Annotated in this window: 27 protein-coding genes and 1 pseudogene; 16 read left to right on the forward strand and 12 right to left on the reverse strand. The window is 45.4% G+C overall.

What is annotated here, in order from left to right:
* The first annotated feature begins 74 nt into the window (after positions 1-74).
* The 3 genes from H8792_RS03910 to H8792_RS03920 all read left to right on the forward strand — a co-directional run bounded on the left by H8792_RS03910 (position 75) and on the right by H8792_RS03920 (position 2,258).
* The gene (locus H8792_RS03910) at positions 75-1,106 is read left to right on the forward strand and encodes a YeiH family protein (RefSeq protein ID WP_185977629.1); all 1,032 of its coding nucleotides are present in this window, start codon (positions 75-77) and stop codon (positions 1,104-1,106) included.
* A gap of 128 nt (positions 1,107-1,234) precedes the next feature.
* Positions 1,235-1,591 carry a MerR family transcriptional regulator gene (locus H8792_RS03915; RefSeq protein ID WP_185977630.1) on the forward strand — a complete coding sequence of 119 codons (357 nt, stop codon included), beginning with the start codon at positions 1,235-1,237 and terminating at the stop codon, positions 1,589-1,591.
* A gap of 103 nt (positions 1,592-1,694) precedes the next feature.
* Positions 1,695-2,258 (forward strand): carboxymuconolactone decarboxylase family protein, encoded by a 564-nt coding sequence (locus H8792_RS03920; RefSeq protein ID WP_228766928.1) that lies wholly within the window; start codon positions 1,695-1,697, stop codon positions 2,256-2,258.
* Between the two features lie 37 nt (positions 2,259-2,295).
* Here the strand turns inward: H8792_RS03920 and H8792_RS03925 are convergent, their stop codons facing one another.
* On the reverse strand, positions 2,296-3,363 hold the full coding sequence (locus tag H8792_RS03925; RefSeq protein WP_185977631.1) for an acyl-CoA dehydrogenase family protein: 1,068 nt from the start codon (positions 3,361-3,363) through the stop codon (positions 2,296-2,298).
* Positions 3,364-3,625: 262 nt separating this feature from the next.
* On the opposite strand from H8792_RS03925, the gene H8792_RS03930 reads away from it, so the two are divergent.
* On the forward strand, positions 3,626-4,378 hold the full coding sequence (locus H8792_RS03930) for an SDR family NAD(P)-dependent oxidoreductase (protein WP_185977632.1): 753 nt from the start codon (positions 3,626-3,628) through the stop codon (positions 4,376-4,378).
* A gap of 18 nt (positions 4,379-4,396) precedes the next feature.
* Positions 4,397-5,302: an AraC family transcriptional regulator gene (locus tag H8792_RS03935; protein WP_185977633.1), complete on the forward strand. Its 906-nt coding sequence runs from the start codon at positions 4,397-4,399 to the stop codon at positions 5,300-5,302.
* A 92-nt stretch (positions 5,303-5,394) separates the two neighbouring features.
* Here the strand turns inward: H8792_RS03935 and hemG are convergent, their stop codons facing one another.
* Positions 5,395-5,922 carry a menaquinone-dependent protoporphyrinogen IX dehydrogenase gene (hemG, locus tag H8792_RS03940; protein ID WP_185977634.1) on the reverse strand — a complete coding sequence of 176 codons (528 nt, stop codon included), beginning with the start codon at positions 5,920-5,922 and terminating at the stop codon, positions 5,395-5,397.
* Between the two features lie 256 nt (positions 5,923-6,178).
* Between hemG and H8792_RS03945 the strand changes: the two genes are divergently transcribed.
* Entirely contained in the window at positions 6,179-7,459 is a 1,281-nt protein-coding gene (locus H8792_RS03945) for a protein kinase domain-containing protein (RefSeq protein ID WP_185977635.1), read from the forward strand.
* Positions 7,450-7,959 (forward strand): NUDIX hydrolase, encoded by a 510-nt coding sequence (locus tag H8792_RS03950; protein ID WP_185977636.1) that lies wholly within the window; start codon positions 7,450-7,452, stop codon positions 7,957-7,959. The genes H8792_RS03945 and H8792_RS03950 overlap by 10 nt, the downstream gene beginning before the upstream one ends.
* Positions 7,960-7,977: 18 nt before the next feature.
* Here H8792_RS03950 and H8792_RS03955 read toward each other — a convergent pair whose 3' ends face one another.
* Entirely contained in the window at positions 7,978-8,733 is a 756-nt protein-coding gene (locus H8792_RS03955; protein WP_185977637.1) for a lipoprotein intramolecular transacylase Lit, read from the reverse strand.
* A 257-nt stretch (positions 8,734-8,990) separates the two neighbouring features.
* Here H8792_RS03955 and H8792_RS03960 point away from each other — a divergent pair, with 257 nt between their 5' ends.
* Entirely contained in the window at positions 8,991-10,193 is a 1,203-nt protein-coding gene (locus tag H8792_RS03960) for a malic enzyme-like NAD(P)-binding protein (protein WP_185977638.1), read from the forward strand.
* A gap of 69 nt (positions 10,194-10,262) precedes the next feature.
* On the forward strand, positions 10,263-11,540 hold the full coding sequence (locus H8792_RS12735; RefSeq protein WP_185977639.1) for a TlpA family protein disulfide reductase: 1,278 nt from the start codon (positions 10,263-10,265) through the stop codon (positions 11,538-11,540).
* 28 nt (positions 11,541-11,568) lie between these two features.
* On the opposite strand, the gene H8792_RS03970 is transcribed toward H8792_RS12735, so the two are convergent.
* Positions 11,569-11,736 (reverse strand): hypothetical protein, encoded by a 168-nt coding sequence (locus tag H8792_RS03970; RefSeq protein ID WP_185977640.1) that lies wholly within the window; start codon positions 11,734-11,736, stop codon positions 11,569-11,571.
* Between the two features lie 180 nt (positions 11,737-11,916).
* Here H8792_RS03970 and H8792_RS03975 point away from each other — a divergent pair, with 180 nt between their 5' ends.
* Positions 11,917-12,438 carry a hypothetical protein gene (locus H8792_RS03975; protein ID WP_185977641.1) on the forward strand — a complete coding sequence of 174 codons (522 nt, stop codon included), beginning with the start codon at positions 11,917-11,919 and terminating at the stop codon, positions 12,436-12,438.
* A 272-nt stretch (positions 12,439-12,710) separates the two neighbouring features.
* On the opposite strand, the gene rsgA is transcribed toward H8792_RS03975, so the two are convergent.
* Positions 12,711-13,745 (reverse strand): ribosome small subunit-dependent GTPase A, encoded by a 1,035-nt coding sequence (gene rsgA / locus H8792_RS03980; RefSeq protein WP_185977642.1) that lies wholly within the window; start codon positions 13,743-13,745, stop codon positions 12,711-12,713.
* Positions 13,746-14,137: 392 nt separating this feature from the next.
* Here rsgA and H8792_RS03985 point away from each other — a divergent pair, with 392 nt between their 5' ends.
* On the forward strand, positions 14,138-14,701 hold the full coding sequence (locus tag H8792_RS03985; protein ID WP_185977643.1) for a hypothetical protein: 564 nt from the start codon (positions 14,138-14,140) through the stop codon (positions 14,699-14,701).
* Between the two features lie 149 nt (positions 14,702-14,850).
* Here the strand turns inward: H8792_RS03985 and H8792_RS03990 are convergent, their stop codons facing one another.
* The 3 genes from H8792_RS03990 to H8792_RS04000 form a co-directional block, all read right to left on the reverse strand.
* A complete protein-coding gene (locus tag H8792_RS03990; RefSeq protein WP_185977644.1) occupies positions 14,851-17,100 on the reverse strand; it encodes a hypothetical protein in 2,250 nt (749 codons plus the stop codon).
* 47 nt (positions 17,101-17,147) lie between these two features.
* A complete protein-coding gene (locus H8792_RS03995; RefSeq protein ID WP_185977645.1) occupies positions 17,148-17,453 on the reverse strand; it encodes a hypothetical protein in 306 nt (101 codons plus the stop codon).
* Between the two features lie 566 nt (positions 17,454-18,019).
* Positions 18,020-18,916: a LysR family transcriptional regulator gene (locus H8792_RS04000; protein ID WP_185977646.1), complete on the reverse strand. Its 897-nt coding sequence runs from the start codon at positions 18,914-18,916 to the stop codon at positions 18,020-18,022.
* A gap of 127 nt (positions 18,917-19,043) precedes the next feature.
* Between H8792_RS04000 and H8792_RS04005 the strand changes: the two genes are divergently transcribed.
* The 3 genes and pseudogenes from H8792_RS04005 to H8792_RS12780 all read left to right on the forward strand — a co-directional run.
* Entirely contained in the window at positions 19,044-19,415 is a 372-nt protein-coding gene (locus tag H8792_RS04005) for a hypothetical protein (RefSeq protein ID WP_185977647.1), read from the forward strand.
* A 308-nt stretch (positions 19,416-19,723) separates the two neighbouring features.
* Positions 19,724-20,575, forward strand: a complete 852-nt coding sequence (locus H8792_RS04010; RefSeq protein ID WP_407701662.1) for a pyridoxamine 5'-phosphate oxidase family protein — start codon at positions 19,724-19,726, stop codon at positions 20,573-20,575.
* Positions 20,563-20,730: pseudogene (locus tag H8792_RS12780) on the forward strand (hypothetical protein); the annotation flags it as partial. The gene H8792_RS04010 and the pseudogene H8792_RS12780, both read left to right, overlap by 13 nt.
* Here H8792_RS12780 and H8792_RS04020 read toward each other — a convergent pair.
* Genes H8792_RS04020 through H8792_RS04030 form a run of 3 tightly spaced genes read right to left on the reverse strand, consistent with a single transcriptional unit; the run spans position 20,667 to position 23,396 of the window.
* The gene (locus H8792_RS04020; RefSeq protein ID WP_185977649.1) at positions 20,667-22,085 is read right to left on the reverse strand and encodes a sensor histidine kinase; all 1,419 of its coding nucleotides are present in this window, start codon (positions 22,083-22,085) and stop codon (positions 20,667-20,669) included. The pseudogene H8792_RS12780 and the gene H8792_RS04020 overlap by 64 nt on opposite strands.
* Before the next feature lie 26 nt (positions 22,086-22,111).
* Positions 22,112-22,804: a response regulator transcription factor gene (locus H8792_RS04025; protein ID WP_185977650.1), complete on the reverse strand. Its 693-nt coding sequence runs from the start codon at positions 22,802-22,804 to the stop codon at positions 22,112-22,114.
* A gap of 55 nt (positions 22,805-22,859) precedes the next feature.
* Entirely contained in the window at positions 22,860-23,396 is a 537-nt protein-coding gene (locus H8792_RS04030; protein ID WP_228766929.1) for a cytochrome P460 family protein, read from the reverse strand.
* 181 nt (positions 23,397-23,577) lie between these two features.
* Here H8792_RS04030 and H8792_RS04035 point away from each other — a divergent pair, with 181 nt between their 5' ends.
* Positions 23,578-23,931, forward strand: coding sequence for a VF530 family protein (locus H8792_RS04035; RefSeq protein ID WP_185977651.1), 354 nt, complete (start codon positions 23,578-23,580; stop codon positions 23,929-23,931).
* Positions 23,932-23,955: 24 nt separating this feature from the next.
* Positions 23,956-24,291: a transposase gene (locus tag H8792_RS12785; protein ID WP_185977652.1), complete on the forward strand. Its 336-nt coding sequence runs from the start codon at positions 23,956-23,958 to the stop codon at positions 24,289-24,291.
* A 342-nt stretch (positions 24,292-24,633) separates the two neighbouring features.
* On the opposite strand, the gene H8792_RS04045 is transcribed toward H8792_RS12785, so the two are convergent.
* On the reverse strand, positions 24,634-25,773 hold the full coding sequence (locus tag H8792_RS04045; RefSeq protein WP_185977653.1) for a RelA/SpoT domain-containing protein: 1,140 nt from the start codon (positions 25,771-25,773) through the stop codon (positions 24,634-24,636).
* Positions 25,774-25,798: the final 25 nt, after the last annotated feature.

Here is a 25,798-nt window from a genome sequence, read left to right on the forward strand (position 1 = left end):
AAATAAGATTTTACTATAAATAGCAGAAGCTAAAATGATTCTCAGACGTTCTATTTTAATTAAGGAGAATTACTATGTTTGCTGCAACAGCTCAAAGAGGACATACTCTAAACGGCATTTTACTGGTGGCACTGTTTGCCATTGCCGCCCACACGATTTCACAAACCGGATTGATCTCCGGTTTAGGCTTGAGCCCGTTGATTATCGGGATTCTTATGGGGGCGATTTACGGTAATACCTTACATCAGCATATTCCGATTGAATGGCATGCCGGGATTCACTTTTCGGCACGCAGAATTTTACGCGTGGCCATCGTGCTGTACGGTTTTTCGATTACCGTTCAGGAGATTGCTTCGATCGGCTGGCAGGGAATTGTTCTGGCAGCAGCGGTAGTGGCAGCAATTTTAACGGTTGGTTTCTATATCGGTACCAAATGGTTGAAAATGGAACCGGAAACCGCTTTGCTGACCTCCGCCGGCAGCGGTATTTGCGGTGCCGCAGCCGTTCTGGCGATGGAGCCGGTTACCAAAGCACAAAGCCATCAAACGGCGGTGGCGGTAGCCACGGTGGTCGTATTTGGAACCTTGGCGATGTTTCTTTATCCGCTTTTGGATGGCATGCACTTCTTCCAATTGAGCGCCGAAGCCAAAGGGCTGTATTTCGGTAGCACTATTCACGAAGTCGCACAGGTTGTAGGCGCGTCCAGCGCACTCTCGGCACAAGCCCAGGAATATGCGGTTATTGAGAAAATGACCCGCGTATTGATGATTGTGCCGGCCATTCTGGTTGTCGGTTGGTTTATGGCGCGTCGGGTTTCATCTTCCGAAGCCGGTAAAGGGAGTTTAACGGCTTCAATTCCTTGGTTTGCGGTCGGTTTTCTGGCGGTAGCGGCATTTAATTCTTTCGATCTTTTGCCTCAGGAAATGGTTGCCTCGATTCATCAGATTGATACTTTCCTCTTAACCATGGCAATGGTTGCTTTGGGAATGGAAACTCAGGTCAATAAAATGAAACAGGTCGGTTCCAGCGCGTTTATTCTTGCTGGAATCTTGTTCCTGATTTTGATGGTTGGTGGTTATTTTCTGGTGAAATTATTGGGAATTTAATAGATGAATTCGTGAAAAAAGGGGGATTCAGGTGAAATGAATAGACTAAGCTATTTAAATAGCAGCGATCCTGAATATAGAACACCGAAAGGTCGCAATAGCCGACTTTTTACTGGGGGCATAAGTCCATGAACATCAAAGAATTTTCCCAGCGTACGGGGATCAGCCCTCATACCATAAGGTTTTACGAAAAAAACGGTGTACTCGGGTCTGTACAGAGGTTGGCAAACGGCCATCGATGGTTCACTGATAAGGATGTGAGCTGGATGGAGTTTGTGCTGCGCCTCAAGCACACAGGAATGCCCTTGGATAAAATCCGTCTCTACGCAAAATTGAGATCACAGGGTAAAGAGACTTTATTGCAGCGTCAGACTTTGCTCGAAGAGCATGCTCAAACCCTCGAACAAAGCATTGTGCAGCTCCATTCTCATTTGCAAAAACTCAATGACAAAATTGATTTATACAGGCAAAACCTTGTGGATTAAATGCCCCGATTTCTTCGTTGAATTTTAATGATGCTGTTTTTTTCCTTGACTTAGAGTTTGCTCTAAGTTGTAGACTGCAGGCGAATCTTACGCAAGGAGTTTCATGATGCCAGCCAGTCATTTCACTCGAGCTTATATATTCAGTCGCCGCAATTTTATTCAGTTGCCTCTATTGGGCTGCGGTTTGTCCTGCTCTGTATCTGATTCTTCCGGGCATGTTTCATCCATTGTTTCAACATATCAAGAGGGTAAAGCCATGACATCAAACGATACCGAGCGCTTTCAGCGAGGGCTCAAGAAACTGAAAGAAATCGACGGCCAGGCAGGGGAGAACGTGATTCAATCGCTGAAGCATTTTGCACCGGGTTTGGCGCGCTATACGATTGAGTACCCGTTTGGGGATGTTTATAGTCGTCCGGGGTTGGACTTGAAATTCCGGGAAATCGCCACGGTCGCGGCATTAACGGCAATGGGACATGCGGCACCTCAACTCAAAGTACATATTAATGCAGCGTTGAATGTGGGATGCAGTGTTACCGAGATCATGGAGGTCATTATTCAAATGTCCGTGTATGCCGGGTTTCCGGCAGCATTGAACGGAGCTTTTACTGCGGAAGAGGTATTTTTAGAACGAGGGCTGATTGAAAAGCCGACATCCAAAAGCTAGGCACCCGGCTCGATTGGAATAAAGCGCACTGGGAGTTTTAAGCTGAGGCGGGCGACACAATGATATGCTGGCTTAAAGTATGTAGATCTCGCCAGGCTCTGCCGAAGGCCGAGTCGGTAAATGCAGCCAGCATGCCTGCACGGGCTTTCAAAAGATCGGCGGCGGTAACACTGTTGTGAACGATCTCTCTACAGTCATTATCAACCTGCCTCCGAAGCGTTTCACGTGGAGCTTTAGATCTTTCAGCTTCGCTCCAAACGGCTTCAGCCAACTGGTACAGTTGCCATCTTCCGTGGCTGATCAATGCATTTGCCTGCTCGATTCTTTGCTGAATATCAATATCACCGGCAAGGGGTTTACTTTCAATAAAACGCTGGAATTCATCAAGCGCATGTTGAGCTATGCCGACGGCGACACTGGCAAAGGTTAAGCTGGCGAGCGTTTCCAGCGGACAGTGGAAAATCGGATCTTTCAAAAGCGGCTTATCGGCAAGAGAGAAGGTAAAGTTTTCAGGAACGAGAACCGGTTCGACACTGAAATCATGGCTGCCGGTGGCCTGCATACCGAATACATGCCAGGTGTCGTGAATTTCGACTTGTTCGGCAGGCACCGCAATCGAAATAATTTGCTCATCGTTGCCGTCGATTTTGCAGTTGGCGGTAAACCAGGTCGCGTGATAGGCACCACTTGCATAGGCCCAACGCCCGGATGCTTCAAAACCATTCTCTTTCGTTATTGCCAATCCGGACGGCGAACCGGAACCGGCAATCACCGCTCTTTCCGGCGCAAATATCTCGCGCGCTGCCCACTCTTCGATAAACCCGGAAAACAATCCGCCGCCGGCGCCGATCATCACCAGCCAACCGGTTGCCCCGTCTGCTGAGGCAATTAATTCGAATATTCTCAGAGCAGTCGGCAAATCCGTCGGTTCACCATTGTATTCCTCTGGAATAAACAGGCGAAACAAACGCAACTCAAACAAGGCATTCAACACCCGGTCAGGTAAGTGACCCAAACGTTCGGCTTCGGAAGAGGTCTGTTCGATCAGTGGAAGAAGGTTTCTGACTTTCTCGATCAGGGGGTGTTGGGTGGGTGGAATGGTCATGGCATGCTCTGTTTGCGGACTGGCTTAAGATGCAGGCACTTTACCACAGCGCCGTCACGTTTTCCTCTTGAGACCGGATTATCCGTTGTATCGTGAAGTCTTGAACTCAAGATTTATTACCGAATCTCTCATTGGTAGAGAATCCGGCAAGTATTGCGGATGATTGCTATAGGATTCTTTTTCAGCTTCTTTTAGCATTTTCTTCAGGCGGATGGAATGCGGTTTCATCAAGTCTTTCGAAATTTTCAAAGGAGTTTAAGATATGAAAGTGGCACTGGTGACCGGCGGAAGTAGAGGTCTTGGCAAGAATATGGCTGTGCATCTTGCGCAGAAGGGGTATCATCTGATTGTGACTTATAAACAGTCCGAAGCCCAGGCTCTCGAGACGGTTAAAGAAATCGAAGTGCTTGGTCGGCAGGCGACTGCTTTGCAACTGGATGCTTCAGACCCGGCCTCTCTGGATGCCTTCGCAGAAAAAGTTTCCTCCAGTCTGCGGTCATGCTGGCAAACGGAGCAATTGGATTTATTGGTCAACAATGCAGGTATTGGAATCCATGTTTCCATGGCGGACACGACGGAGGCTCAGTTTGATGAGTTGATGAACATCCACGTTAAAACGCCTTTTTTTCTGACTCAGAAGTTGCTGGCAAGCCTGAAGGACGGCGGAAGCATTATTAATATTTCTTCCGGGTTGGCTCGTTTTTCTTTGCCGGGTTTTGGCGCTTATGCCATGATGAAGGGAGCGGTGGAAGTGATGACACGTTATCTGGCGGCAGAGTTGGGCAGTCGTCAAATTACGGTAAATACGATTGCTCCCGGTGCAATCGAGACGGATTTCGGCGGCGGTCTGGTCAGAGATAACCGGGATGCAAATGCGTTGATTGCCTCGAAAACCGCATTGGGCAGAGCCGGAAAGGCAGATGATATTGGTGCGGCATTGGCGAATCTGGTTTCCGATGAATGCAAATGGCTGAACGGGCAGAGAATCGAACTGTCCGGCGGTATGTTTCTGTAAAGCGTTTATGATTTGGTTATGACTGCAGACTTGTTAGCACAATTGAAGGGGCTGGTTTCGGATGATGCCTTAAGCGAAGGTCTGAATCAGACGGCAGTGCCTTCCGTCAGGGTGTTTAAATCTTCCAGCGTGACCAGGCCGCTTCACAGCGTATATGAACCGGCGTTGTTTGTCATTATTCAGGGCGTGAAAGCGGTTCGTCTTGAGCAACGCGACTTTGAATACAGTCCGCAAAAATATCTGTTATCGACCTCTTTTCTACCGGTAACCGGGCAAATTCTCCAAGCCTCGCCTGAGGCACCGTTCTTATCACTGCAAATTGTGTTTCCGGTGTCTAAAATTTTGGAAGCGGTGCAGGAATACGCTTTGCAGATCGGGCAGAACAGCCGTACCGATCTGGCGATGGATTCAAATCACATTACCGAAGAGCTTTTGGAAGCGGTGGTTCGTTTGACACGGCTTCGGCAGAAACCGGATGATATCCCGGTTTTGGAAAACCTCTATTTGAATGAAATTCTTTATCGTCTGCTGGCCTCCAACCGCAATGATGCCTTGCTTCAGTATGCTTACAGCGAAGGTAACGCCTATCGAATTTCCAAAACCATCGCTTATATCAACGATCATCTGTTTGAAGATTTGAATGTTGAAGAACTTGCCCGGCGCGCCAATATGGGGACATCGACGTTTCACAAGCATTTTAAAAACATGACTCGGGTCAGTCCGTTGAAATACATCAAAATACAACGCCTGCAAAGCGCCCGGAAATTCATGTTGTTGAATAAAATGAATGTTTCATCGGCTTCGTTCAAAGTGGGTTACCAGAGCGCTTCGCAGTTCAGCCGGGATTATTCCGATTATTTTGGCGTTAATCCGAGAGACGATGCGAAACATTATTCGGCGCATTCTGTTGCGACGTTCCTGTAATCTTCAGGTTTTCACCGACACCGAAACCGTGCCGACAAGGGAAGTTCAGACCGCTCTGCAACCGGCAAAAATCGGGTTCTCTTCGAGTGTGGCTACATTCGCGAAATAGTTGCGGAAAACGCTTCAACACGATCCCAATCGGTAAATTCAAATGAGCCATAACGGTCGGTCGGGCCGTTGGTGATTTTCATAATAAACTGGATCATCACCCGGTCGAAGAAACCGTATCTCGGATAATCGATTTGCCCTGCAAAGACTTCCAGTACTTTGGGTTTCCAAGGACTCTTTCTTAGAAATTTTTGCAGATAGGGATTGGTTTCAGGGCGGTTTTTCTGTGGTTTTCTGGCCACCATATTGACCGAGAAAAAAGCGCTCGGTTTGCTGTTCAGCAAGTCCAGATTTTTAGATATAAACGCAAATAACTCAGGCCGGTAATTACCATAACGAATACTTGAGCCAATCACGATCTTATCAAAAGATGCTACGTCCAGATTGATGGCGTCAGCCAGCGGTACAAGAGTAACTTGCTGTTTTTCGCCTTCGGCGATCTCTTGTAAACGTTCGCAGATTTTTTGGGTATGACCGTCGACGGTCGAGTAGGTTATGAGGATGTTTGCCATATCGTTTTCCTCCAGAATTCTAAATAAGAAAATTCTTATGCTTACTTTGGGACTTATTGACGCTTATGGCAAGTGGTTTCGAGGTCTTTAAGCGGTAAAGCTAAGCCTTATCAATTTTTTACTTTTGTTTGATCGGTTACTGGAAATAACAAACCATTGTGAATGGCGTTTTACAGCCAAGAAACTGGGTGCTGAAATTAGCAAACCGAGATAAAACGGATAAGTTATGATGGTTTTAAATCATAAGGAGGTAAGAGTGCAAACCTTGCAAACACTAAATTCCGGCGAATTGAAAGGGGCTAAAAGAGTCAAAATCGCCGAGGATTTAACCGAGTTTCCCACCACACTGTATGAGTTGGCTGACACGCTTGAAATTCTCGATTTATCGGGTAACCGTTTCAACGACTTGCCGGAAGATTTCGCCAAACTGCAAAAGTTAAGAATCGTGTTTCTTTCCGATAATGAATTTGAGCAATTGCCAAGCGTGTTAGGACAATGTGCTAACTTGGAGATGATCGGTTTTAAAGCCAATCGTATCAAGCAGATTTCATCCGAAGCGCTACCTCCGAAACTGCGTTGGTTGATCTTGACCGATAATCAAATCGAGCAACTTCCCGATTGCTTTGAGCGTCTTCCGCGTATGCAAAAATTGATGTTGGCCGGCAATCGCCTGAAGGAACTGCCGGATTCTCTGGAAATCTGCAAAAATCTTCAGTTGCTTCGTATCTCCGCCAACGAATTGACCGAGTTTCCACAGGTGATTACTCGCATCCCGAACCTTGCCTGGTGCGCTTTTTCCGGCAATCCTTTTTGCGAAGCAATCGAACATTCCGAATCATTAGCTCATGCGGATCTTTCAGCTTATGAGTTGCAGGAGTTGTTAGGGCAAGGGGCTTCCGGCAGAATTCATTTGGCGCAGGAAAAGTCTTCCGGCCAGTCGAAAGCGGTCAAACTGTTTAAAGGCGGCGTCACCAGCGACGGTTATCCACAGGATGAGATGCGGGCTTGCATTACCGCCGGAGAACATCCGAATCTGGTAGTGGTCGAGGCGAAAATCGGCGTTGAATCTCCCGGGCTGGTCATGAAGCTGATCCCTGAGGATTATGTGAATCTTGGTTTGCCTCCGAGTTTTGAATCCTGTACGCGGGATTGCTTTGAAGACGGGTTCTCTTTGGATGCTCACCAGTTATTGAAAATATTGCGTCAAGCGACTTCGGCGTTAATGCATCTGCATGAACAGGGTCTGATGCATGGCGACTTTTATGCGCACAATGTTTTGATTAACGATCAGGCGCATATCCTGTTGGGAGACTTTGGCGCAGCTTCCCATTTCGATGGTTTGGATCAAGAGTCGTGTGCAGCTCTGGTTCGTATGGAAAAACGTGCTCTTGCTCACTTTATTGAAGATCTCTGGCAGCAGTCGGAAATTCCGCAGGAGGTGGAAGAGCCGTTAAGGGCTTGGCACGATGCTTTGTTGCAGGATGCTATTTCCCTGGAAGAGTTGCTCGATCAAATGGAAAATACACTATGGGACTGATTCAGTTCTGTCCATCGTGTGGTGATAAAGCTTTTTCGGTAAAGAATGAAAAGCACTGGCGCTGCCAGAATTGCGGGTTTCAGTATTTTCACAATATGGCGTCGGCGGTGGCGGGGATCATTGTTTTCGGTGACGAAATTCTGCTGACTAAACGTAAATTCGAGCCGGGCAAAGGAATGCTCGATCTGCCGGGCGGGTTTGTCGATTACGGTGAATCTTTGGAGCAGGCGATGGCTCGCGAATGCGAAGAAGAGCTCGGTGTGGCGCAACTGGACTGGCAGTATCTCTTCTCTTTTCCCAATCAGTATCTGTATGCCGAAGTGCTTTATCACACTCAGGATGCATTTTTCCTGGCAGAAGTCGCGAACAAACCGCTGGTTTTAGCGCGTGATGATGTGGCTGAGGCTTTGTGGGTTAAAAAACAGCAACTCGATTTTTCACGGATCGCTTTTGAATCCGTAAAACGCGGACTGAAAGCATGGCTGGAATCTCAAGGATAGAATTAGTCGTGGTGCGGCTTATCTGGTTGAGAGAAGTGCATTGATCGCCAGCTGAATAATCACGAAAAATGCCAGTCCGAGAATGAGCAAAGTGATCGCGATCATTGCAAAGAGATCTGGCGCTTTCATCATCGTCGACATCAATGAGTGTTCGTAATAGAAAAACCACTGATGATTGGCCGGGAAAACCCATATATGCAGTTGGTAAAATACTTTCTGCGCACCGATCAAAAGAATCCCACCGATTGATAACGCCAGCCCAATCGTTAGATTAAGCAGGCTGTCTTTGCGACGGGTGAAAGATTGCTTTATCCTCTTTTCACGCTTCATGGCACTTAATTTTGACCAGATTAACAGGGTGATGACCAGCCACACCGTGCCGAGGACAAGCGCCAGGTGATTAACAAAATCGATTAAGTTGGCGACGTCCTGCAGATGAACGATTTCAGAATGCCTCAGCAAACTGACGGTGCCGTTTCTGGTTTGGTAGACCAGTTCTTTTAGACCTTGTCCATGATTGTGTATCGCTTCTACGATGCCGTGAAAAAGAGCGAAACGAGTTTCCCTGTCGGTCAGTTCGAAATCGTGTCGATAATGGTTCAAGGGGGCGTATTTATCGATATTCTGGCTAATGCCGGCATAGTCATGCCAAACGGGATAGAGAAAATCAAACTGTGCGAGCAGGTGCCAGCCAAACCACAATGCCAGCAGCAGAGTCAGCCAGACCCATAAAAAACGGTACAAACCGATCATGTTTGGAGAGAATGGACGCATGGGAAACTTAATCTCAGAGTTCGCATTAGCCGACTGGAGGCTGTGGATTGTTGTTTAGAGTCTATCCCTGCATTTAGCCGTAGTCAAAAGAAAAACAAATCCGCTGCTTTGCTCCTGCTTTCGCCATACTCAAAACTTTAAAGGAAGTTTAAATTTATTCCGTCTTGGCAGGTTTAACCTTTTCCATTAGCTGGTGTAATTCTTATACACTGTTTGTAAAAAATACGAAACTGTAACGGAAGCAAACGGAAATCAATATGAAAGAAGAAGCGCTTGAGTATCACCGGAGCGGAAAGCCCGGTAAGTTATCGGTTGAAATCTGCAAACCGGCGGATACCCAGAAAGATTTAAGTCTGGCCTACAGTCCGGGGGTTGCCTTTCCCGTGCAAGAAATTATGGCCGATCCTGAGCGAGCCTACGAGTACACCATCAAAGGAAATCTGGTGGCGGTCGTCACTAACGGTACTGCGACTTTGGGGTTGGGAAAAACCGGTGCTCTGGCGTCCAAACCGGTGATGGAAGGCAAGGCACTGCTGTTCAAGCGCTTTTCCAATATCGACAGTTTCGATATTGAAGTGGATGAAACCGACGTCGACCGTTTTGTGGAAATCATCCGCAAGATTTCACCGACCTTCGGCGGTATTAATTTGGAGGATATCGCCGCGCCGGCCTGTTTCGAGATCGAGCGTCGATTGATTGAAGCTCTGGATATTCCGGTGTTTCACGATGATCAGCATGGTACGGCAATTATCAGTGTCGCCGGTTTATTGAACGCTTTGGAAATTCAGGAAAAATCGCTTGCCGACGCTAAAATCGTCTGTGTTGGTGCCGGTGCTGCCGGGATTGCCATTCTGAATCTGTTGCTGGAAAGCGGTGCCCAAAAAGAGAATATTCTGCTGCTGGATTCAAAGGGCGTCATCCATAGCCAGCGTGAAGATCTTAATCAATACAAGCGACCTTTTGCGGTTGAAACCGACAAGCGAACGCTGGCGGATGCAATGCAAGGTGCGGATGTCTTTCTCGGTTTATCGGTAGGCGATCTGCTATCCGACGAGATGGTGCTTTCGATGGCCGAAAAACCGGTCATTCTAGCGATGGCAAATCCTTATCCGGAGATTCTTCCGGAACAAGCGCACGCGCTGCGTGGTGACATCGTGATGGGAACCGGCCGCAGTGACTACCCAAACCAGGTCAACAATGTTCTTGGGTTTCCATATATCTTCCGAGCCGCGCTGGATTGCCGCGCCAAGGTCATTAATACCGAAATGAAACTAGCCTGTGTCGAGGCCTTAAGAGCCTTGGCGAAAGAGCCGGTCACCGAAACGGTTCTGAAAGCCTACGGGCTGGCAGAGTTGAGTTTTGGCAAAGACTATATCCTTCCGAAACCAACCGACCCTCGCTTGCTCGAAAAACTGCCTCCGGCGATTATTCAAGCGGCGAAAGACAGCGGTGCAGCTTAAGTTTTCTGAATCGCGGCCTTTAGAGTATTCTATGCAAAATCAAGTACAGACTTTGTATTGGAGGGGCTTGTGCGAATCTGGATTTTCTCGCTGATTTTATTGTCGTGGTTTTCCGGCGCTTTTGCCGAAGCTGCCGAAGACTTCAATCTCAGTACCGAATCGAATGAAGAGCTGACCGTTCATGTTTTTCCGGCGACTTTTCCCGATGCGAACAAGCCTCTGCTGGTCTGGTTTACCGAAGGCTATGCCGATAGAAGTTCTTTCAAGCATCTCATCACTCAATTAAACGACGAGGGCTATTCGCTGTGGCAAGTGGATTTGCTGGAGTCCTATTTCCTGGAACGTACACCTTCGAATGTTAGACGGCTTTCCGGTGAAGGCATTGCGGCGGTGTTACAGCACGCGCAAGAAAACGGACAGCCTTTTGTGCCGATCAGTACCGGGCGCATGAGTCTGATACTTCTGCGCGGCGCGCGTTTATGGCAGTTGGCGGATCGGCCGGAGAAAGGCTATGGTGGCTTGCAGCAAGTTGTGCTCTTCTTCCCGAATCTGTACGATGCGGCCGAAAAAGCCGGGGATGCGCCGCAACTGTTCCCGATTGTTTCTGCCAGCAGCTTGCCAGTGACTCTGGTTCAGCCGGGGGAGGGAACCTATAAATGGAAAACCGCCGACTTGCAACAAGCGCTAGAAACTCATCATAGCCAAGTCACGATCGCCGGAGTACCGAAAGTGCGCGATTGGTATTTTTTACGTCGTCAGGCTGAAGTCAACGAGGTTGAAACCAAAGCCAGCAATGCATTGTCGGCTCAGCTTGGAATGTGGTTACAAGTCAGTCGCCCGGAGAAAAATCGGGAATTTAAACCCGCGCAGGAATTGGTGGAAGCGAAAGTAACCGAACGCAAAAAAGGTCTGGTTCCGATTCCAACCCGTTCGGCTGCTGCATTTGAACTCACCGATATTTCCGGTCATGCCATCAACCTTAAAGAGAAACAGGGCAAAGTGGTGTTGTTGAATTTCTGGGCCAGCTGGTGTCCGCCGTGCGTCAAAGAGATTCCATCAATGAACCGTTTGGCCGAGTCGTTTGATGCAAAGCGTTTTGAAATCGTTTCGGTTAACTTTAAAGAATCGCCGAAGGCCGTCAAAGATTTTCTGAAACAGGTGCAGGTCGATTTCCCGGTTCTGATCGATTTGGACGGCAAGGTCGCCGCCGACTATGAAATCTTTTCTTTTCCCAGCTCGTTCTTGATCGATGCCAAGGGCAATTTGCGTTATTCGGTTAATGCCGCGATTGAATGGGACGATGCAGAAGTGAAAACCGTAATTAATCAGCTGCTGAACGATAAGTGAGCTGCATCGAATTCGGAAGGTTCGAGGGTTATCTGGGGTTTTGATCGATCTTGCGCAGCTTATATCGTGGCGAATGTTCATACAGATCATCCCAGCCTTCGTCGGTGATCGGATCATCGCGCTGTCTTTCGTAAGGCGTTTCATCTTTGACCCACTCGTAGCCGAACAGGCGGAACAGTGCGTTTAACAGCTTCATTCAAGGGTTCTCTTCGAGAAAGTCATTTGGTCCATCATACCGATTCAATGAGAAAATGAAATCGTTTTTACGATGTTCGGCGCTTCATCTCGTTGGAATAAAATTTAACTTTACTCTGACGCCGATTACTCTAAATTAATAGTAATCCGTATTTATCTTTCCTGTTTAGAGGGTGGTTGCATGTCCGATTTAACTTTTTCACAGCCTGTTCTTCGCATTTTAAAAACTTCAACGCTGTTTTTTATTAGCGTACTTGTCAGTGCTTGCGGAAATTCGCCTTCCCAGCAGCAAATGGATGTACAGATTGGCGACACTTTTTACCTTGAGCAGGCCATAGCGGTTAAAAACGGTTACTCAAGAGTCCATTTCCAAGAAGGGGAAATTGCGGGTGCCTGGTTCGATCACTATATACCGCACTGCACGATCGAATTATCCGACATAGTGGATCGAGATACCTCCTTCTATCCGGGGCCGTTTCAAATTGAAAAAGTTCGCTTTGGGAGCGAAGACTATGAGTCTGAAGGTGTCATTGATTACGTCTATTTTTATCTTCAACCCACATCAGAATCCGAAGCGGAAGCGGATGTTTTCCGTCTGGCTTGCGCGGGAGCAATGGACGAAGGTCTAAATAACCCTGCAGCTCAACGCCCTAAACGTAAACAGATAAATCAGATCTTGGGCAACTACGGTCAAGTGAAGTAATTTGTTTGGATCTTAAAGCATTGGGCTCTTAATATTGAATATTCGCCTCAATTTAAGGGATTTTCCTTTCTTTTGAGAGCGGGATTTTCAGTCATACTGGACCAGTCAAAAAGAAAACGGTCTTGTACGATCAACCCTGCCAACAAGTTTTCTTGAGGCTATTTCCGAATACGAATGAGTGTATGTCGCGAGCGACAACACCCAATAATAAAAACCACCAGAATGGGTGGTTTTGTTGATTAGATAAGCATCGAATGGTGATTAAATTAATCCTACGTTTTTCGTTGCTTGATGTTTTTGGCGGATTTAACCATCTTGCTGAACCGTTTGTCTTCAGCACGTTTTTCCGCCAAAGTGCCGGCGTTAAAGGCCTGCTCCTTCATTAATTTCCGATAGTTCAGCAATCTGCGCTGATCCAGTTTTCCGGATTGAATTGCCGCTTGAACCGCACAACCGGGTTCGGATTCATGCTGGCAATCGGAGAATTTGCACTGCATTGCCAAAGCAGAAATATCGGCAAAGGTTTCATCCACACCTTGTGCGCAATCTGCTAACTGCAACTCCCGCATGCCTGGCGTGTCCAGTAACAACACTCCGGAAGGCGTTAAATGCAGTGAACGGGAAGTTGTGGTGTGCCTTCCTCGACTATCCGCTTCACGAATAGCGTTGGTTTCTTGTAAAGCACCGCCAAGGAGCGTATTTACCAACGTTGATTTCCCTACGCCGGACGAACCCAGAAAAGCCAGAGTCTGCCCGGGCGATAACCACAGATCCAGTGCTTGCAATGAGGCTTGATCTTGCGCGTTTACTGCAAACACTGGCAGCATTTTGTCCAGAGCCTGAACCGCTTCCACAAACGGTTCGGGGTTTTCGCATAAATCGGCTTTTGTCAGCAGAACAATAGGTTCTACCTTTGCTTCATGTGCCAATGCCAAATAACGTTCAATGCGGTTTAAGTTGAAGTCGTTGTTCAGAGAACTGACGATTAGAAGCGTATCCACATTCGCGGAAATCAATTGTCGATAAACCTGTGTCCCCGACGCTTTACGAGAAAACAGTGACATTCTTTCCAGTAAGCGGATAAACCGATGTTCGGTATCCACAACAACCCAGTCTCCGACCGCCAGGTCAGGCATGGATTTGATCACCGGTATCGTCAGTGAACCTTCGGAAGAGAGTAAATAGATCAATGATCGTTCGACTCCAAACACGCGAGCGGGAATCGAGTTTTCCAGTTCTTCAAGAGAAAGTTGCAGTTGAAAAAAGGGTTTCCACCCTAATTGGTGTAGAGAAAAATGTGGTGTCATCATAAGCCCCATAACGCTTAAGCGTTGTAAGAGATAAATATCTGGGGCTGAGAGCGCCCCGGTACTTTGACCGGGTAGAGCAGAATAAATCTACGAGAAATCTACCCGGAGGCTTTTAACAACAATCATCAGAATCCTCCGTTCGAAATAGAAATATGAAATCAGCTTTTATTATAGCAATGACTTTTTAAAAGGTGGCAGGAAATAGTCGAGTGATCTGCAAGTCTTAACCAAGGCTTGAACCCATTGATATGGTTAATCAAGGTCAATTTTTTTGCACTTTCTTGTGCTAGAGTGTATTCAGTTTATTGCCAAAGGCGGTTTAGATGTTAACTGCAGGCAATCGCCAGTTCATATGAACACTCTCAACCTCAAGATGGAGGACCATTGTTATGAAAAAAGCATTACTGGCAACAACGGTCGCAAGTGTTTTAATAAGCGCCTTAAGCATTAGTTCGGCATACGCTCAACCGCCTCAACAGGGACAGGAACAATCCAGATCCCAAAAAGATAATGGGCATAAAGGGCAAGGACAGTCGAATTATCAAAAAGGGCAGGAGCAATATAAAGGGCCGTCAAATCAGCCTAATTCTTATAAACAGGCGCCAAACAATAAAGCCCCGGTTGCTAAACAAAGTTACCCCGGGGCGGCTAAATCCAATAACCAGCCTCGCGCTTCCTACACTGTGAACTCTCGGAATAGAGAAGTCATGCATCATCATTACCGGAAAATTCTGGGGAGTGTAAACCGTCAGCATCGACCACAGTTTGTTCAAGAACGGGTCATTCCGGTCAGATACCGACCTTACATTACTCCAGCGCCCTATTCGCTGAAAAAACGCATACCGCATATTCCTGCCGGTTATGTAATTGGCTATTATCAAGGTTATGTTGTTGTATACGACCCAAAAACCTTTTTGATTTTGACTTTGGTTGATTTATTGGTGAATTATTGATCACGATCGGGCGAGAACAATCCAAACGCAGGAGATCAGGTGAGGTTAATCAATTCGGCTTTTGTTAAGTCTTTTGTGATGCCCAATAAAAACGATTTTTAAATAGACAAAAAAGGCTGGTTTCCCTAGCCTTTTTCATTTTCTGTGTATTACTGATTACTCAAACGGTAAGTTAATCGGATATCGGCAATATCAAGTTCAGGATTTTCGGGTGTAAATAGAATTCTGTTTATAATCTCAATTCCCTGGGTTGAAATGAACTTGGCTTCCGGGCCAAAAGGCGGAAGTTGAAAATTATCCACAAACAACAGCTGTTTATATCTAGGACTTGATGATAACGCTTGCGTACATTGCAGGGGAGCGTCGGAGGAAACATCGGTGATCAGGTCAAGCTGTTGATCAGGAGCAATTTTGGCATCTCCTAAAATATTTCCTTCCGCAGAAACCACCTTTCCTTCACAAATATACTGAATCAAGCGTTCTGGAAATGGCTGTAACGCATCCGCTAAGCCAAACGCTTCAGAATCTCTAAATTGAGTGAGATCGTTTGCCGGAGCAAAAGCGTCTCCTATATGAGATGGCGTCGCAAGCATATCCATCTTAAAATTTAAGTCGCCAATTTTAATGTCTGCCATCTGGTTATTCATAACAGGATTGGAAAAGGCTGTTTCCAGCAACGCAATCTCTTGCTCATTTAACACGGTTAGTGACTCTGTAACATCAACACCGGAAATCAATTGAATTAGCATTTCATAGGATTTCTTAAAATCCCACAAGGCATCAACAACAACAGACTCTTTAATTTGAATCGGAACAGCCTCAAAATTATCTGCACTCAGCGAGAAAGCCGGGTTCTCGGCACTGCTGTCTTTGACAATCTCTCCTTTGGTAACCAAATGAGCGGCATTTCCTTGTGATAAAGCGTCATCCAACAGTATAAATGCCGCTCGTTTTAATCGATCAAATTGAAATACGATAGGTTCACTTGGAAGCAGCGCACCCGACTTTTTCACTCTGGATGATAATTCTTCGTTAGGAAGAAAAGGCGCATTCGCGAGTGAAGAAATATGTGGCAATAAGGTAGCAGCAGTGAGTATTTTGGTTCCCGTTAAAAGGTTCTGCTGATTGTCATCGCTATTTAAATCACTTCGAACTTCATCCATCTGACCGTTTTGAACTTTGCTTAACAGAGAATCGACTAGCCGATAAGTAGAGAATAAGCTACTTCCCGAAAAGCCTCGCGAACGACTGCTTGGCCCGGCGATGGTATTAAATGGTGCGCTCAAAGGCGTCAGGCTTGATTGCTGCAGGGCGGTTTTCGCCAAAATGAGGTTGTGCAACATAATGCGTCTGTCTTGCAACGAAAAACCATGTTCCGAGAGCTCATCAGTGATAACTTTTGCTACATCGGTATTGGTGGTTTCGCCATTGTAGTAAGACTGTGTTTGAATTTGATGAATGACATCTTGAACAGAGAAGGTTCTTCCATTTAAATCAAAAGCATCGATATTCCCTTGAAGATCTTCAACCAAAACCAAAATTCCGTCTTCAATGCGAATAACCCCTTTCTTGCCATCTGCACCATGAATACTAAATGGAATCATGGATGTTAATGGAGTACGGTGAATGCTTCCATCGGTTAATTCAACTTCCAGTTGTGCAGAAAGATCCTGAAGTGAATCAACATCAATACCGCCAATTGAAACCGATTTAAAGACCTCCGGGTGAACTTGTAGAGTGAATACCGGGGAGTCGGCAAAAGTGGTATTTACACCGTTTTTTGCTCTATGAAAAATAGAAACCGTGCTTCCATCGTACTCCGGGTTTTCGCTCGTTCCTCCTGATTGAAACACGGTAGGACCAAGCAGAGGGCCGGGAGTCGCAATAGCAGGGTTGTGAATAGGTAAACCCGTTTCTAAGAAATTGGCCTGTCTGGCTTGAGACACCATATAGGCAAAATCTTCACGCGAGATACTGTCTTGATATGACTTGTTTTTTTTAGACAAAAAACCTTCAATGGACACATTTTCATTGGAATGCCCAATAATTAAATAGTCGTTAATCAGTTTTTTTGCATCGCCGTATGTCAGATAGCCAGACCCTAAATCACTAATATTTAAAAGCGTTTCAGCAAAGGTGAGGTCGGCTTGGTCTTGTGGATTAAAACGCGCTTCAACAGGAAGAAAGCCTTGGGCTTTCAGGCTATTCACAGCTTTCTTAGCATAGCTTGAAATGTTTTCTTCATCTTGAAATGGCGCATTGGGATCAATGTCAACTGTATCCGTATTTGTGTCGGAGTAGTTACTGCTACTGTCATAACAGCCTGACAATGCACTCGCAGTCAAGCCCAGTGCCAATGTAATGGATGCTGAAATAGCCGTCTTGTTTATAAGGTTCATTTTATTTCCTCGATACTTTAAATTTACTAAACCAGTTCAGTCATCATTTACAAAAGAGGGCTGTAGTCTTCCGCACAAAAACCTAGCTCAGCAAAGTTGGTTTGATCCGTCACTCTCTGAGAAACCATCTTGTCGGAACTGTTTGCCTCCTCACTTTCCGAGGGAAGAATTGAGCTGTAATCTTCCGAAAATAAGTCAACATAACTTGAATCTCCGCTATTTTTCACTTCATGAAAATCGCCTGGTGCAAATACCGGAATGGCATCAAGCTCTTCATCGTATGCAATTGCAATGTTGGAAGTTAAAAAGCAACTCCCCATTAAAAAAACTGAAAATAATGCTCGTGTTTTCATAAGACTTTCCTTTAGGTACAACGTGAATCATCGCCGTGTGGCTGAGTCTTATTATCAAAAGCACCCATTGGTAATTCCTCACAGGAGGTTCACAATTTCGGCACTTTTCTGTTCCCCAATAGGTTTAGTCACATGCACGACATCAGAAACGTACTCCTCTTCAGCAGCACTTAAACGGTCATTTTTAGAAATCAAAATCAGTTTTTAAAGGGGGGAATCTTGGTTGAGAAGGCGGCGTTTTATACCTGTGGAAAGATTGGGGGCAAAAGTAAAAAGCGATTGGTGGGGTTGTAATTAAGCTGTGACTGGTTAAATGTTAATGAAAAATAGCTAATCAGAATTGTCCGCCATGTTTTTCGGTAATCACGTCAATAATTGACAGCTCAAGACCGGAGTCGATTTGAAATGATGATGAAACAAACTGTTTTTTGATAGACCTTTCAAAGGGGGCGCCTGGTCACCTTGGCAAAATCAAAAAGCTGATCATAATGTTTGAACTTTAGGCCATTGGATAAGTGGTATCGGGATAGGGTTCAGTGCCCTTATACATTCATTTGCTACTTTGCTTATTCTCCTAAAGAAGTCCGTAGCGAGGAGGCCAGACAGTCAACCATGGCCCGTACTCTTATGGATAGTAAACGGGCATGAGGATAGACCAGACTTAATGGCAATGCCGGCGGTTCGTAATCGGATAGAACTTTCACAAGTCGCCCATTTTTCTCATAGGGGGCGGTCTGATAACAGAGAAATCGACCAAAACCTACACCAGACATACAGGCATCTAATGATGCGCCCGCCTGGTTGCAGTTCAGTATGTTGTTGATGGGGATGCGGTGCTGCTGATCAACTCGAAAAAATTCCCACTCGGGGCTGCTCGACATTCCTGTGAACTGTATACAGGGCAAATCCGATAACTCTGCGGGGCTTTGCGGTATGCCGGTTTGTTCCAGCAAGGCCGGGCTTGCGCAAACGACTTGTCGAACAGCACTGACCGGTTTTGCAATCAAGTTCGAATCAGGCAAGTGCGCAATGCGTACAGCGATATCCACTCCCTCATCCAAAAGATCGACTAAGCGATCATGCAACAGCAAATTAACCCGCGTGTTCGGATAGCGCTTTAAGAATGCAGATACCGCAGGGGCGACATGCATCTCACCGAAGCGCTCGGGCGCAGTTATGGTAATCAAACCCTGAGGCTCTGACTGATGTTGTCCTAGAGATCTTTCCGCTTCCTCAACATCCGCCAGTATTCTCCGACACTGCTTAAGATAAAGCCTGCCTTCTTCCGTCAATGCTATACGGCGTGTCGTTCGATTAAATAAGCGCACCTGTAATGAGTCTTCCAGAGAAGCAAGCACACGCACCACTGATGGTAAGGATTTATCCATCGCTTCTGCAGCCGAGGTAAGACTCCCGTGGTCCGCTATCTGCACGAAAGTATTCATTGCTTGAAGTTTGTCCATGGCGCTTATTACTCCGTTTTTTGCAATAGTTTAATGATAATTTCGATATTTATTCGTTCTAAAGAAAAAAACATACTAGTTTCTTGACGGGGTGACCGTCAATTTAAACTTAACAATGGAGTAAATAATGAAAACAGCAATCCTCATTCATTCCGATCCACAAGCCGGTGAAGAAGCGCTTGGGCGTGTCTTTAACGGACTGGCAGTCGCGCATGATCTCAAACAGAAAAACGAAACTGTGCAGGTAATGTTTCTTGGTACAGGCACACGCTGGATTAGCGAGTTGAACAAGCCGGAGCATCCTGTCCACGGATTGTTTGAACTCGTCAAGGACAAAGTCGCCGGCGCTTCGCAGGGCTGTGCCGTTGTGTTTGGAGCGTCTGATGAAGTGAAAGCATCCGATATCAACTTTCTCAACGACAACCTGATACCAGGCACAGAGGGGCTTCCCAGTGTTGCCAGATTGATGGCCGAAGGTTTTACCATTTTGGTGTACTGACCGTTATTGATAACAGATCGTGTGTCGTAGTGAACCGCTACGGCATACGACTTCGATCGAATAAGGGATACAAAGAGAGAGCAAATGGTGTCTAAAGAGGATTCGACCGACATCAAATTCCTGCTACTTCGATGTGTGAATAATCTAACAGGGGCTCATGCTGTTGCGCCTCTCATACGAGTACCTACACGATGAATAATGATTCTCTATTTCACGAAGGTGAACTGTCTATGCAGACACGAATCGGAGCTCGAGCACAGGCTGTTTCGACCGAAAGAGTGATCCAGCGGTTTATACCTGAGGCTGCGATGTACTTTATCAGTCAGCAGACTATGGCTGTGGTTTCCAGTCGGGATGCAGAAGGTAATGTCTGGGCATCAATGTTATTTGGTTCACCAGGATTCCTCAATGCTGAAACTGAGAGACAGTTACGTCTTGACCATATATTATGTTTTACCGCAACCGGTGACCCGGTCTGGCAAAACCTTAAGCAGGATCCTGAAATCGGGATTTTGCTCATAGAACTGAGTAGCCGCAGGCGTCTACGTATCAACGGACGAGTTCGTCAGGATAGCAACAGCTATTTGATAGAGGTTGATCGTTTCTACCCGAATTGCCCTAAATATATCCAGACACGAAATCTGACTGTGACCGGCAATATTATGAATACACGGGAAACAAATACGGCAAGCGGAGAACGACTGACACCAGAACAATGCAAACAATTGTCGCGTGCCGATACTTTTTTTGTCGCCAGCGCGCACCCCAAAGCGGGTTGCGATGCGTCACATCGCGGTGGTCATCCCGGTTTTATTGAAGTTCTGAATGCTCAACGACTGCGTATTCCAGAATACGCAGGAAACGGTATGTTCAATACTCTCGGAAATTTTGAAAGCTATCCCTATGCCGGTCTTGTTTTTCCAGACTTTGAGAACAATCGCATACTGCAATTAACGGGACAAGTTGAAGTTTTATGGCATGAATACGCAAAAGGAGAGAAAGAATTCAGCCAGCCGTACTACTGGGAGTTTAAGCTGGAAAGCTGGCAAGAGAGCGTGATTCCAATAGAGTTGAAATGGGAATTCCTTGAGTATTCGCCGTTTTTGCCTATGATCCCGATGCGCCAACCGGTAGCGGCTGGCGGCACTGGCAAATCATAAATCTTTCGAAAGAAGCTTCGTCATTACCGATCGGAGCAGGGCTGTCAATTCACTATTTATGCTCTACACAAGAGAGATTAATATCCCTGGTTCACGATCCTTTTAGTGCAGGAAGGCGGATTTCAAAACAGTTGTATTCTGCTCTGCGAACATAGCAAAACTGCCCGCCATGTTTTTCGGTAATCACGCGAACAATCGATAGCCCAAGACCGGAGTCGATTTGAAATGAAGATGAGGTTAACTGCTTCTCGGTAGAGGCTTCAAGCGGTTCGCCTTGGCTACACACGCTTAACACAACACCTTCATCAACCGGTTTCAGAGCGAAACACACTTCGCCTTGTCCGTATTTCAAGGCGTTATCGAACAGATTAATCAAAGCGCTTTCCATATACACCGGATCAAATTCATAAAGGTAGTTATCTGAGACGTCAATTTTCCAGTCAGGATTAGGATTACGCGCCAAGTAATCCGAAAAAAGATCAAAACAGAATTCACTTAGGGATAACTCTTCTTTTGTGAGCATAAAGCTTTGGAGGTCAATCTTGGCAAAATCAAAAAGCTGATCAAGATAATGTTTGAGCTTTAAGCCGTTTTGATAAGCGGTACTGAGGTAGGGATCAGTACCCTGTTTTTCGGCTTGTTCCATATAACCCAGTAGGTTGGTTAACGGAGTTCGTAGATCGTGCGACAGCCGTGAAAGTAGAAATCGTCGCTGTTCGTCAGACTGTTCCAACTGGTGCACCTGGGTTTGAATTTGACTGCTCAAGGCACTCATATCGTTTTGCAGTTGATCCAACTCATTCCGGTTTTTTTTCGCGGGCGGAACATCTTGGGCCAAGTCTTGACGAAAACGCTGAATTTTGTCAGATAAAAAAGCGATTCTGCGTATCAATCGCGAAAACAGCAATACCCCTAAAAGCAGTCCGATCAACAGGCTAAAACCCAGGGCGTAAACACCAAGCTTGAGCATAAGACTCTCTTGTAGCTGGCGATTAACATCCTCTTCGATACTATCCTGAATAATCACATAGAGATAATAGTTTTCCTCACCATTTTTATTGGGTAAACGCGCCACCGAAAAAGGTTTTTTCTCTTGCAGGCTACGCGGATCATCGCCTAAAGGCCATTTACCGGAATCCGGCTGATTCAGCATTGCCTTAATCGGTTGCATGCTGACCTGAGAGCGTAGGATTTTCTTCTTATCCGCCGCATAACGCAGGATATTGCCTTGTTGATCTAACAGATAAATCTGCAAACTGGGGTTGAGTAGCATATAGCGCTCAAAAGTTTTGGAGACCGCACTTTCATCGAGTTTGCCGTGTTCGACCAGCCGGTGGTCTTCAATCAAAGTATCTGCCATGTTTAGATGGATGCGGGTTTGCACCTGTTGCAGATAATAATGCGCCATGCCGTAACTGACGAACAGGTAAACCACGCTGGAAATAAAAAAGACGCTCGCCAGCATCAAGCTATACTGGCGAAATAATTTTGATTGCAAAGCTTTTTTCATATTAGGCTGGCTCGTTTGCGTATGGATTACAAAGTGTCAGGGTTTAATTTGTAGCCAACGCCCCAAACGGTTTCAATAATTTGCGGCTGATTCGGATTGTCTTCGATTTTCTTGCGTAACCGATTGAGATGGCTATTAACGGTGTGTTCGTAGCCTTCATGCTGAATACCCCAAATTTGATTCAACAAATCCGAACGGCTGAAAACCTGCGTTGGGTGCTGAGCGAAGATAACCAGAATAGCAAACTCTTTTGCCGTCAGTGTCAGAGCTTCACCTTTTAACCAGGCCTGATGTGAATTGGGTTCAATTTTTAAAGCGCCAATTTCAATGACATCCGTTTCAGCCGGTTTCTGTGCCCGTTTAACACGTCTTAAAAGTGCTTTCATCCGGGCTTTAAGTTCTGCCAAACCAAATGGTTTGCTTAAGTAGTCGTCTGCACCTATTTCCAAGCCCACCACCCGATCTAATTCATTGCCGCGAGCGGTCAACATTAAAACCGGAGTGTTCTCATCTTCTTTGCGCAACTCCCGGCAAAAATCAATGCCGTCGCCATCTGGAAGCGACAGGTCCAGAACAATCAGGTCAAAATCATGTTGTTGTCTGATCAGACTCGCTTCTTCCAAGGTATTGGCGCTATAGGCATGCCCTTGCAATTCTTCTACTTGAATAGCGACTAAACGAGCAATATCAACATCATCTTCAACGATTAAAACGTTCATTTTTTAAACCCAAAAGCCCTCAGTAAAGAGGGCTGATAAAACGAATAACGATTCCTTAACGGATACGTTTTGGCAAAATGGCAGGTTTAGTAAAGACCCAGTCCTGGTTTTTCACCGGAGTGTGGCAAGCTATGCATGAAGAATGGGCAGAAGCGGCATCCTTACCGAACGGTTTTTGCTCTGTTCCCAACCAGCGAGCCCAACCCCAACCGGCAGTATCTTTCCATTTTTCGGCATCTTTAAACATGAATTCGGCATGAATAAACTCGCCTGGTACCACAGCCGGTTTCCAGTGTTCGTCGTGGCGTGCTTTCCAAACCAGTTTTCCCAATGCCGCGCCATCCGGCCATGGATTAGTCTGACCTTTCTCAACCGCTTCAACAGCAATTTTATTGCCGATAATCGCGCGGACACTCTTATGATCCTCACGATGTGAGACAGAAACAATATCCCAGTCCTGATAATTTACAGGAAAAGCGATACCATTCGCAGTAGGTTCTGGTACTTTGTTTTCTTCGGCAAAAACCGAAGAACTTAATACGGAAACCAGCCCTAAAGTAACTAAGGCGGTTTTACTCATTTGCTTAAACATTGATGGATACCTCTTTGTGTTGGCTTCACAAAGATTATCAATATTCAAACGACTTAAATCCTCACAAAACCTTCACAAAAGTTATCTATTATTAAGCAAATTAACACTGGCTGATTTAAGATCAATGGTGTCTGACCCTGTTGATTCTTGCAGGAGAAAGTTGTTCTTTAAGGAGAGGCATATGACAGATCAATCGAACACCACGAAAAATAAACCGGAAAGCCATCCATCTAAAAGCCCCTATTCTCCGAAGTCACGCTTGCAGCAAAGTGCCACACAGCGTAATAATCCGCTGCATGGCATTACCTTAAAAACCATAGTCACTGAATTACATGAATATTATGGCTGGCAAGGGCTGTTTGAAAAAACGAAGATGAACTGCTTTAAGAGTAATCCATCGATTAAATCGAGTCTAACCTTCCTGCGTAAAACGCCTTGGGCGCGTGACAAAATCGAACAGCTCTACCTCTTTACCCAACGTGAAATTATTCGTCATAGCAAAGCCGAGCGGCGTTCACAAACTGCTAAAGACTAGAGATTTAATTTTACTCTGACACCTTTGTTTCCGGCTGCAATCAATGACCCACTGGAATTTAAAAACGGACGGCAGTTTTCTGCCTGGCTAGGCTTAGTTCCTCGTCAAAACTCAACAGGCGGTAAAAACATTCTGCTCGGCATCAGCAAACGTGGCAATGGCTATTTAAGAAGGTTATTAGTACAAGGTGCTCTAACGGCGATAGTGCGGAGCAAGGGGAATGACAATCAAATACGCTGGGCGAGAAAATTACGGCAGACGAAATGTATTCAAGTCGCGGCCGTCACGCTTGCCAATAAAACGGCCAGAATTATATGGTCACTGATGGCACACAACAAAGAATATCAAGTGATGTCCTAAAACATCACTGAAACAGTTTACCTTGCAAAGCGATGCTTATGGTAAAACGGGTTAATCCCACTTTGGCAAGACCTGAACTTGGGGTCTGAGACGCAGGTCTCGTTACTCTGAATAGGTGCCAAGGTGCGGATAACATGATGGCTAGTCAGGCATTCAAGAATACTTCGAATGGCTGATATTTAAGAGCCGAATATACGACCGCTTAACTCGCATTTAACCCAGCCAAACAGCAGAACAAAAAGGTAGTCATTAAACAAAACAGAGTGCTGAAAACGTACTTACGGAATTTTATTACTTGAAACCAGTGGCGTGTCCATATATGATTCCTATTATTCTCGGTTATCAGAATCTTGGCAAACCGTCAAAGAACTTCTGAATGAAACCCGGATTCAATTGGGATTCTGCAGCTTTTATGTGTGTTAAATAACTTATAAATTCTCTAGAGTCTGCAAAATAATTGGGATAAGCTTCTTTTATTCCTCCGAGAGCGCTAGCATAAACCAATGCTACGGTGATGCCTTGATTATGACTATATTCTTTTTCAGCATCGGTATAGGCTTCTTCTGCTTCAATAAATTGTTCTTTTGTGAAGTTTTCGTATGTTAGCTGATTTTTTTTAGTATCTACTAGTAATAGCATGTAGTGAGTGTCGGGAGCTTCTTCAATAAACTTGCTTGTTATTTTTAATGACTCTGTGTAGTGGTGTAATTTTTTTAAAACACCTAGTGTTCTATCTAAAGAAGCTACATCTAAACAACTTTTCAATTTCTCCGGGTGTTTTTCGAGACGAGAAAAATAGAGTTCTTGTTGTTTCTTGTAATTAAGAGAATGAAATATATGAATATTTTCCATTAAAGCGAATTGTTCACTAGCTAAAGCGAAGAATTGTCTCCATCGAATACTGCCTCCATTTGATTTCAATGCTTCTCCGGTAAACAATTCGACAATCTCTAATGTTGTTGCCCAGTCATGTTGAAGTCTTGTTCTTAACTGAATCTCAATTTGCTTAGTATTTTGATTTCTATCTGGAAAACGTCCAACTAAATGAATGGATCTATATCCATCATCTTTGGGATGTGTTACATAATCCTTTACTCGCAACTTACCTTCAGAATTATTGAAATACGGCAGTTTTTTTAGTTTTTTAAATAGCTTTTGAAGCTTTTTAGGAGAAGAAACTACGACGCGGCATCCTCCTACATCCTGCATACTCTTTAGTTTCATATTTGAAGAGCTAAATCGTTTAAGTTTCTTTATGATAGAAGGTGTTCGTTTCAGGCGTTTAGCAAAGATTGCTTCATTATCGATTTCTCGAGTAACTTTTTTTACTAGAGACAAAGCGTGTTCAAGAGGAATTTCATGTTGCGAGCGCCAATAAGATAATACATCCATGGCTTTATCGTACTTTTCTTTGTCGTGAAAAATATTGTCATCTATTAAAGCTTCACCTGCTTTTTTAACCTCGTTGCCAGTATATGTCACTAATCTTACTCAATCTTCTTTACTT

This window comes from Thiomicrorhabdus heinhorstiae (genome assembly GCF_013391765.2).
GTDB classification, from domain to species: domain Bacteria; phylum Pseudomonadota; class Gammaproteobacteria; order Thiomicrospirales; family Thiomicrospiraceae; genus Thiomicrorhabdus; species Thiomicrorhabdus heinhorstiae.

Excerpts from the sequence above, each read along its gene's own strand:
- H8792_RS03935 (WP_185977633.1), top strand. The coding sequence starts at position 4,397 with ATGACTGCAGACTTGTTAGCACAATTGAAGGGGCTGGTTTCGGATGAT.
- H8792_RS03920 (WP_228766928.1), top strand. The coding sequence starts at position 1,695 with ATGATGCCAGCCAGTCATTTCACTCGAGCTTATATATTCAGTCGCCGC.
- H8792_RS03950 (WP_185977636.1), top strand. The coding sequence starts at position 7,450 with ATGGGACTGATTCAGTTCTGTCCATCGTGTGGTGATAAAGCTTTTTCG.
- H8792_RS04035 (WP_185977651.1), top strand. The coding sequence starts at position 23,578 with ATGACAGATCAATCGAACACCACGAAAAATAAACCGGAAAGCCATCCA.
- H8792_RS03910 (WP_185977629.1), top strand. The coding sequence starts at position 75 with ATGTTTGCTGCAACAGCTCAAAGAGGACATACTCTAAACGGCATTTTA.
- H8792_RS03990 (WP_185977644.1), bottom strand. The coding sequence starts at position 17,100 with ATGAACCTTATAAACAAGACGGCTATTTCAGCATCCATTACATTGGCA.
- H8792_RS03925 (WP_185977631.1), bottom strand. The coding sequence starts at position 3,363 with ATGACCATTCCACCCACCCAACACCCCCTGATCGAGAAAGTCAGAAAC.
- hemG (WP_185977634.1), bottom strand. The coding sequence starts at position 5,922 with ATGGCAAACATCCTCATAACCTACTCGACCGTCGACGGTCATACCCAA.
- H8792_RS03930 (WP_185977632.1), top strand. The coding sequence starts at position 3,626 with ATGAAAGTGGCACTGGTGACCGGCGGAAGTAGAGGTCTTGGCAAGAAT.
- H8792_RS03985 (WP_185977643.1), top strand. The coding sequence starts at position 14,138 with ATGAAAAAAGCATTACTGGCAACAACGGTCGCAAGTGTTTTAATAAGC.
- H8792_RS03955 (WP_185977637.1), bottom strand. The coding sequence starts at position 8,733 with ATGCGTCCATTCTCTCCAAACATGATCGGTTTGTACCGTTTTTTATGG.
- H8792_RS03960 (WP_185977638.1), top strand. The coding sequence starts at position 8,991 with ATGAAAGAAGAAGCGCTTGAGTATCACCGGAGCGGAAAGCCCGGTAAG.
- H8792_RS04020 (WP_185977649.1), bottom strand. The coding sequence starts at position 22,085 with ATGAAAAAAGCTTTGCAATCAAAATTATTTCGCCAGTATAGCTTGATG.
- H8792_RS04025 (WP_185977650.1), bottom strand. The coding sequence starts at position 22,804 with ATGAACGTTTTAATCGTTGAAGATGATGTTGATATTGCTCGTTTAGTC.
- H8792_RS04030 (WP_228766929.1), bottom strand. The coding sequence starts at position 23,396 with ATGTTTAAGCAAATGAGTAAAACCGCCTTAGTTACTTTAGGGCTGGTT.
- rsgA (WP_185977642.1), bottom strand. The coding sequence starts at position 13,745 with ATGACACCACATTTTTCTCTACACCAATTAGGGTGGAAACCCTTTTTT.
- H8792_RS04005 (WP_185977647.1), top strand. The coding sequence starts at position 19,044 with ATGAAAACAGCAATCCTCATTCATTCCGATCCACAAGCCGGTGAAGAA.
- H8792_RS04000 (WP_185977646.1), bottom strand. The coding sequence starts at position 18,916 with ATGGACAAACTTCAAGCAATGAATACTTTCGTGCAGATAGCGGACCAC.
- H8792_RS03975 (WP_185977641.1), top strand. The coding sequence starts at position 11,917 with ATGTCCGATTTAACTTTTTCACAGCCTGTTCTTCGCATTTTAAAAACT.
- H8792_RS03970 (WP_185977640.1), bottom strand. The coding sequence starts at position 11,736 with ATGAAGCTGTTAAACGCACTGTTCCGCCTGTTCGGCTACGAGTGGGTC.
- H8792_RS03995 (WP_185977645.1), bottom strand. The coding sequence starts at position 17,453 with ATGAAAACACGAGCATTATTTTCAGTTTTTTTAATGGGGAGTTGCTTT.
- H8792_RS03915 (WP_185977630.1), top strand. The coding sequence starts at position 1,235 with ATGAACATCAAAGAATTTTCCCAGCGTACGGGGATCAGCCCTCATACC.
- H8792_RS04010 (WP_407701662.1), top strand. The coding sequence starts at position 19,724 with ATGTACTTTATCAGTCAGCAGACTATGGCTGTGGTTTCCAGTCGGGAT.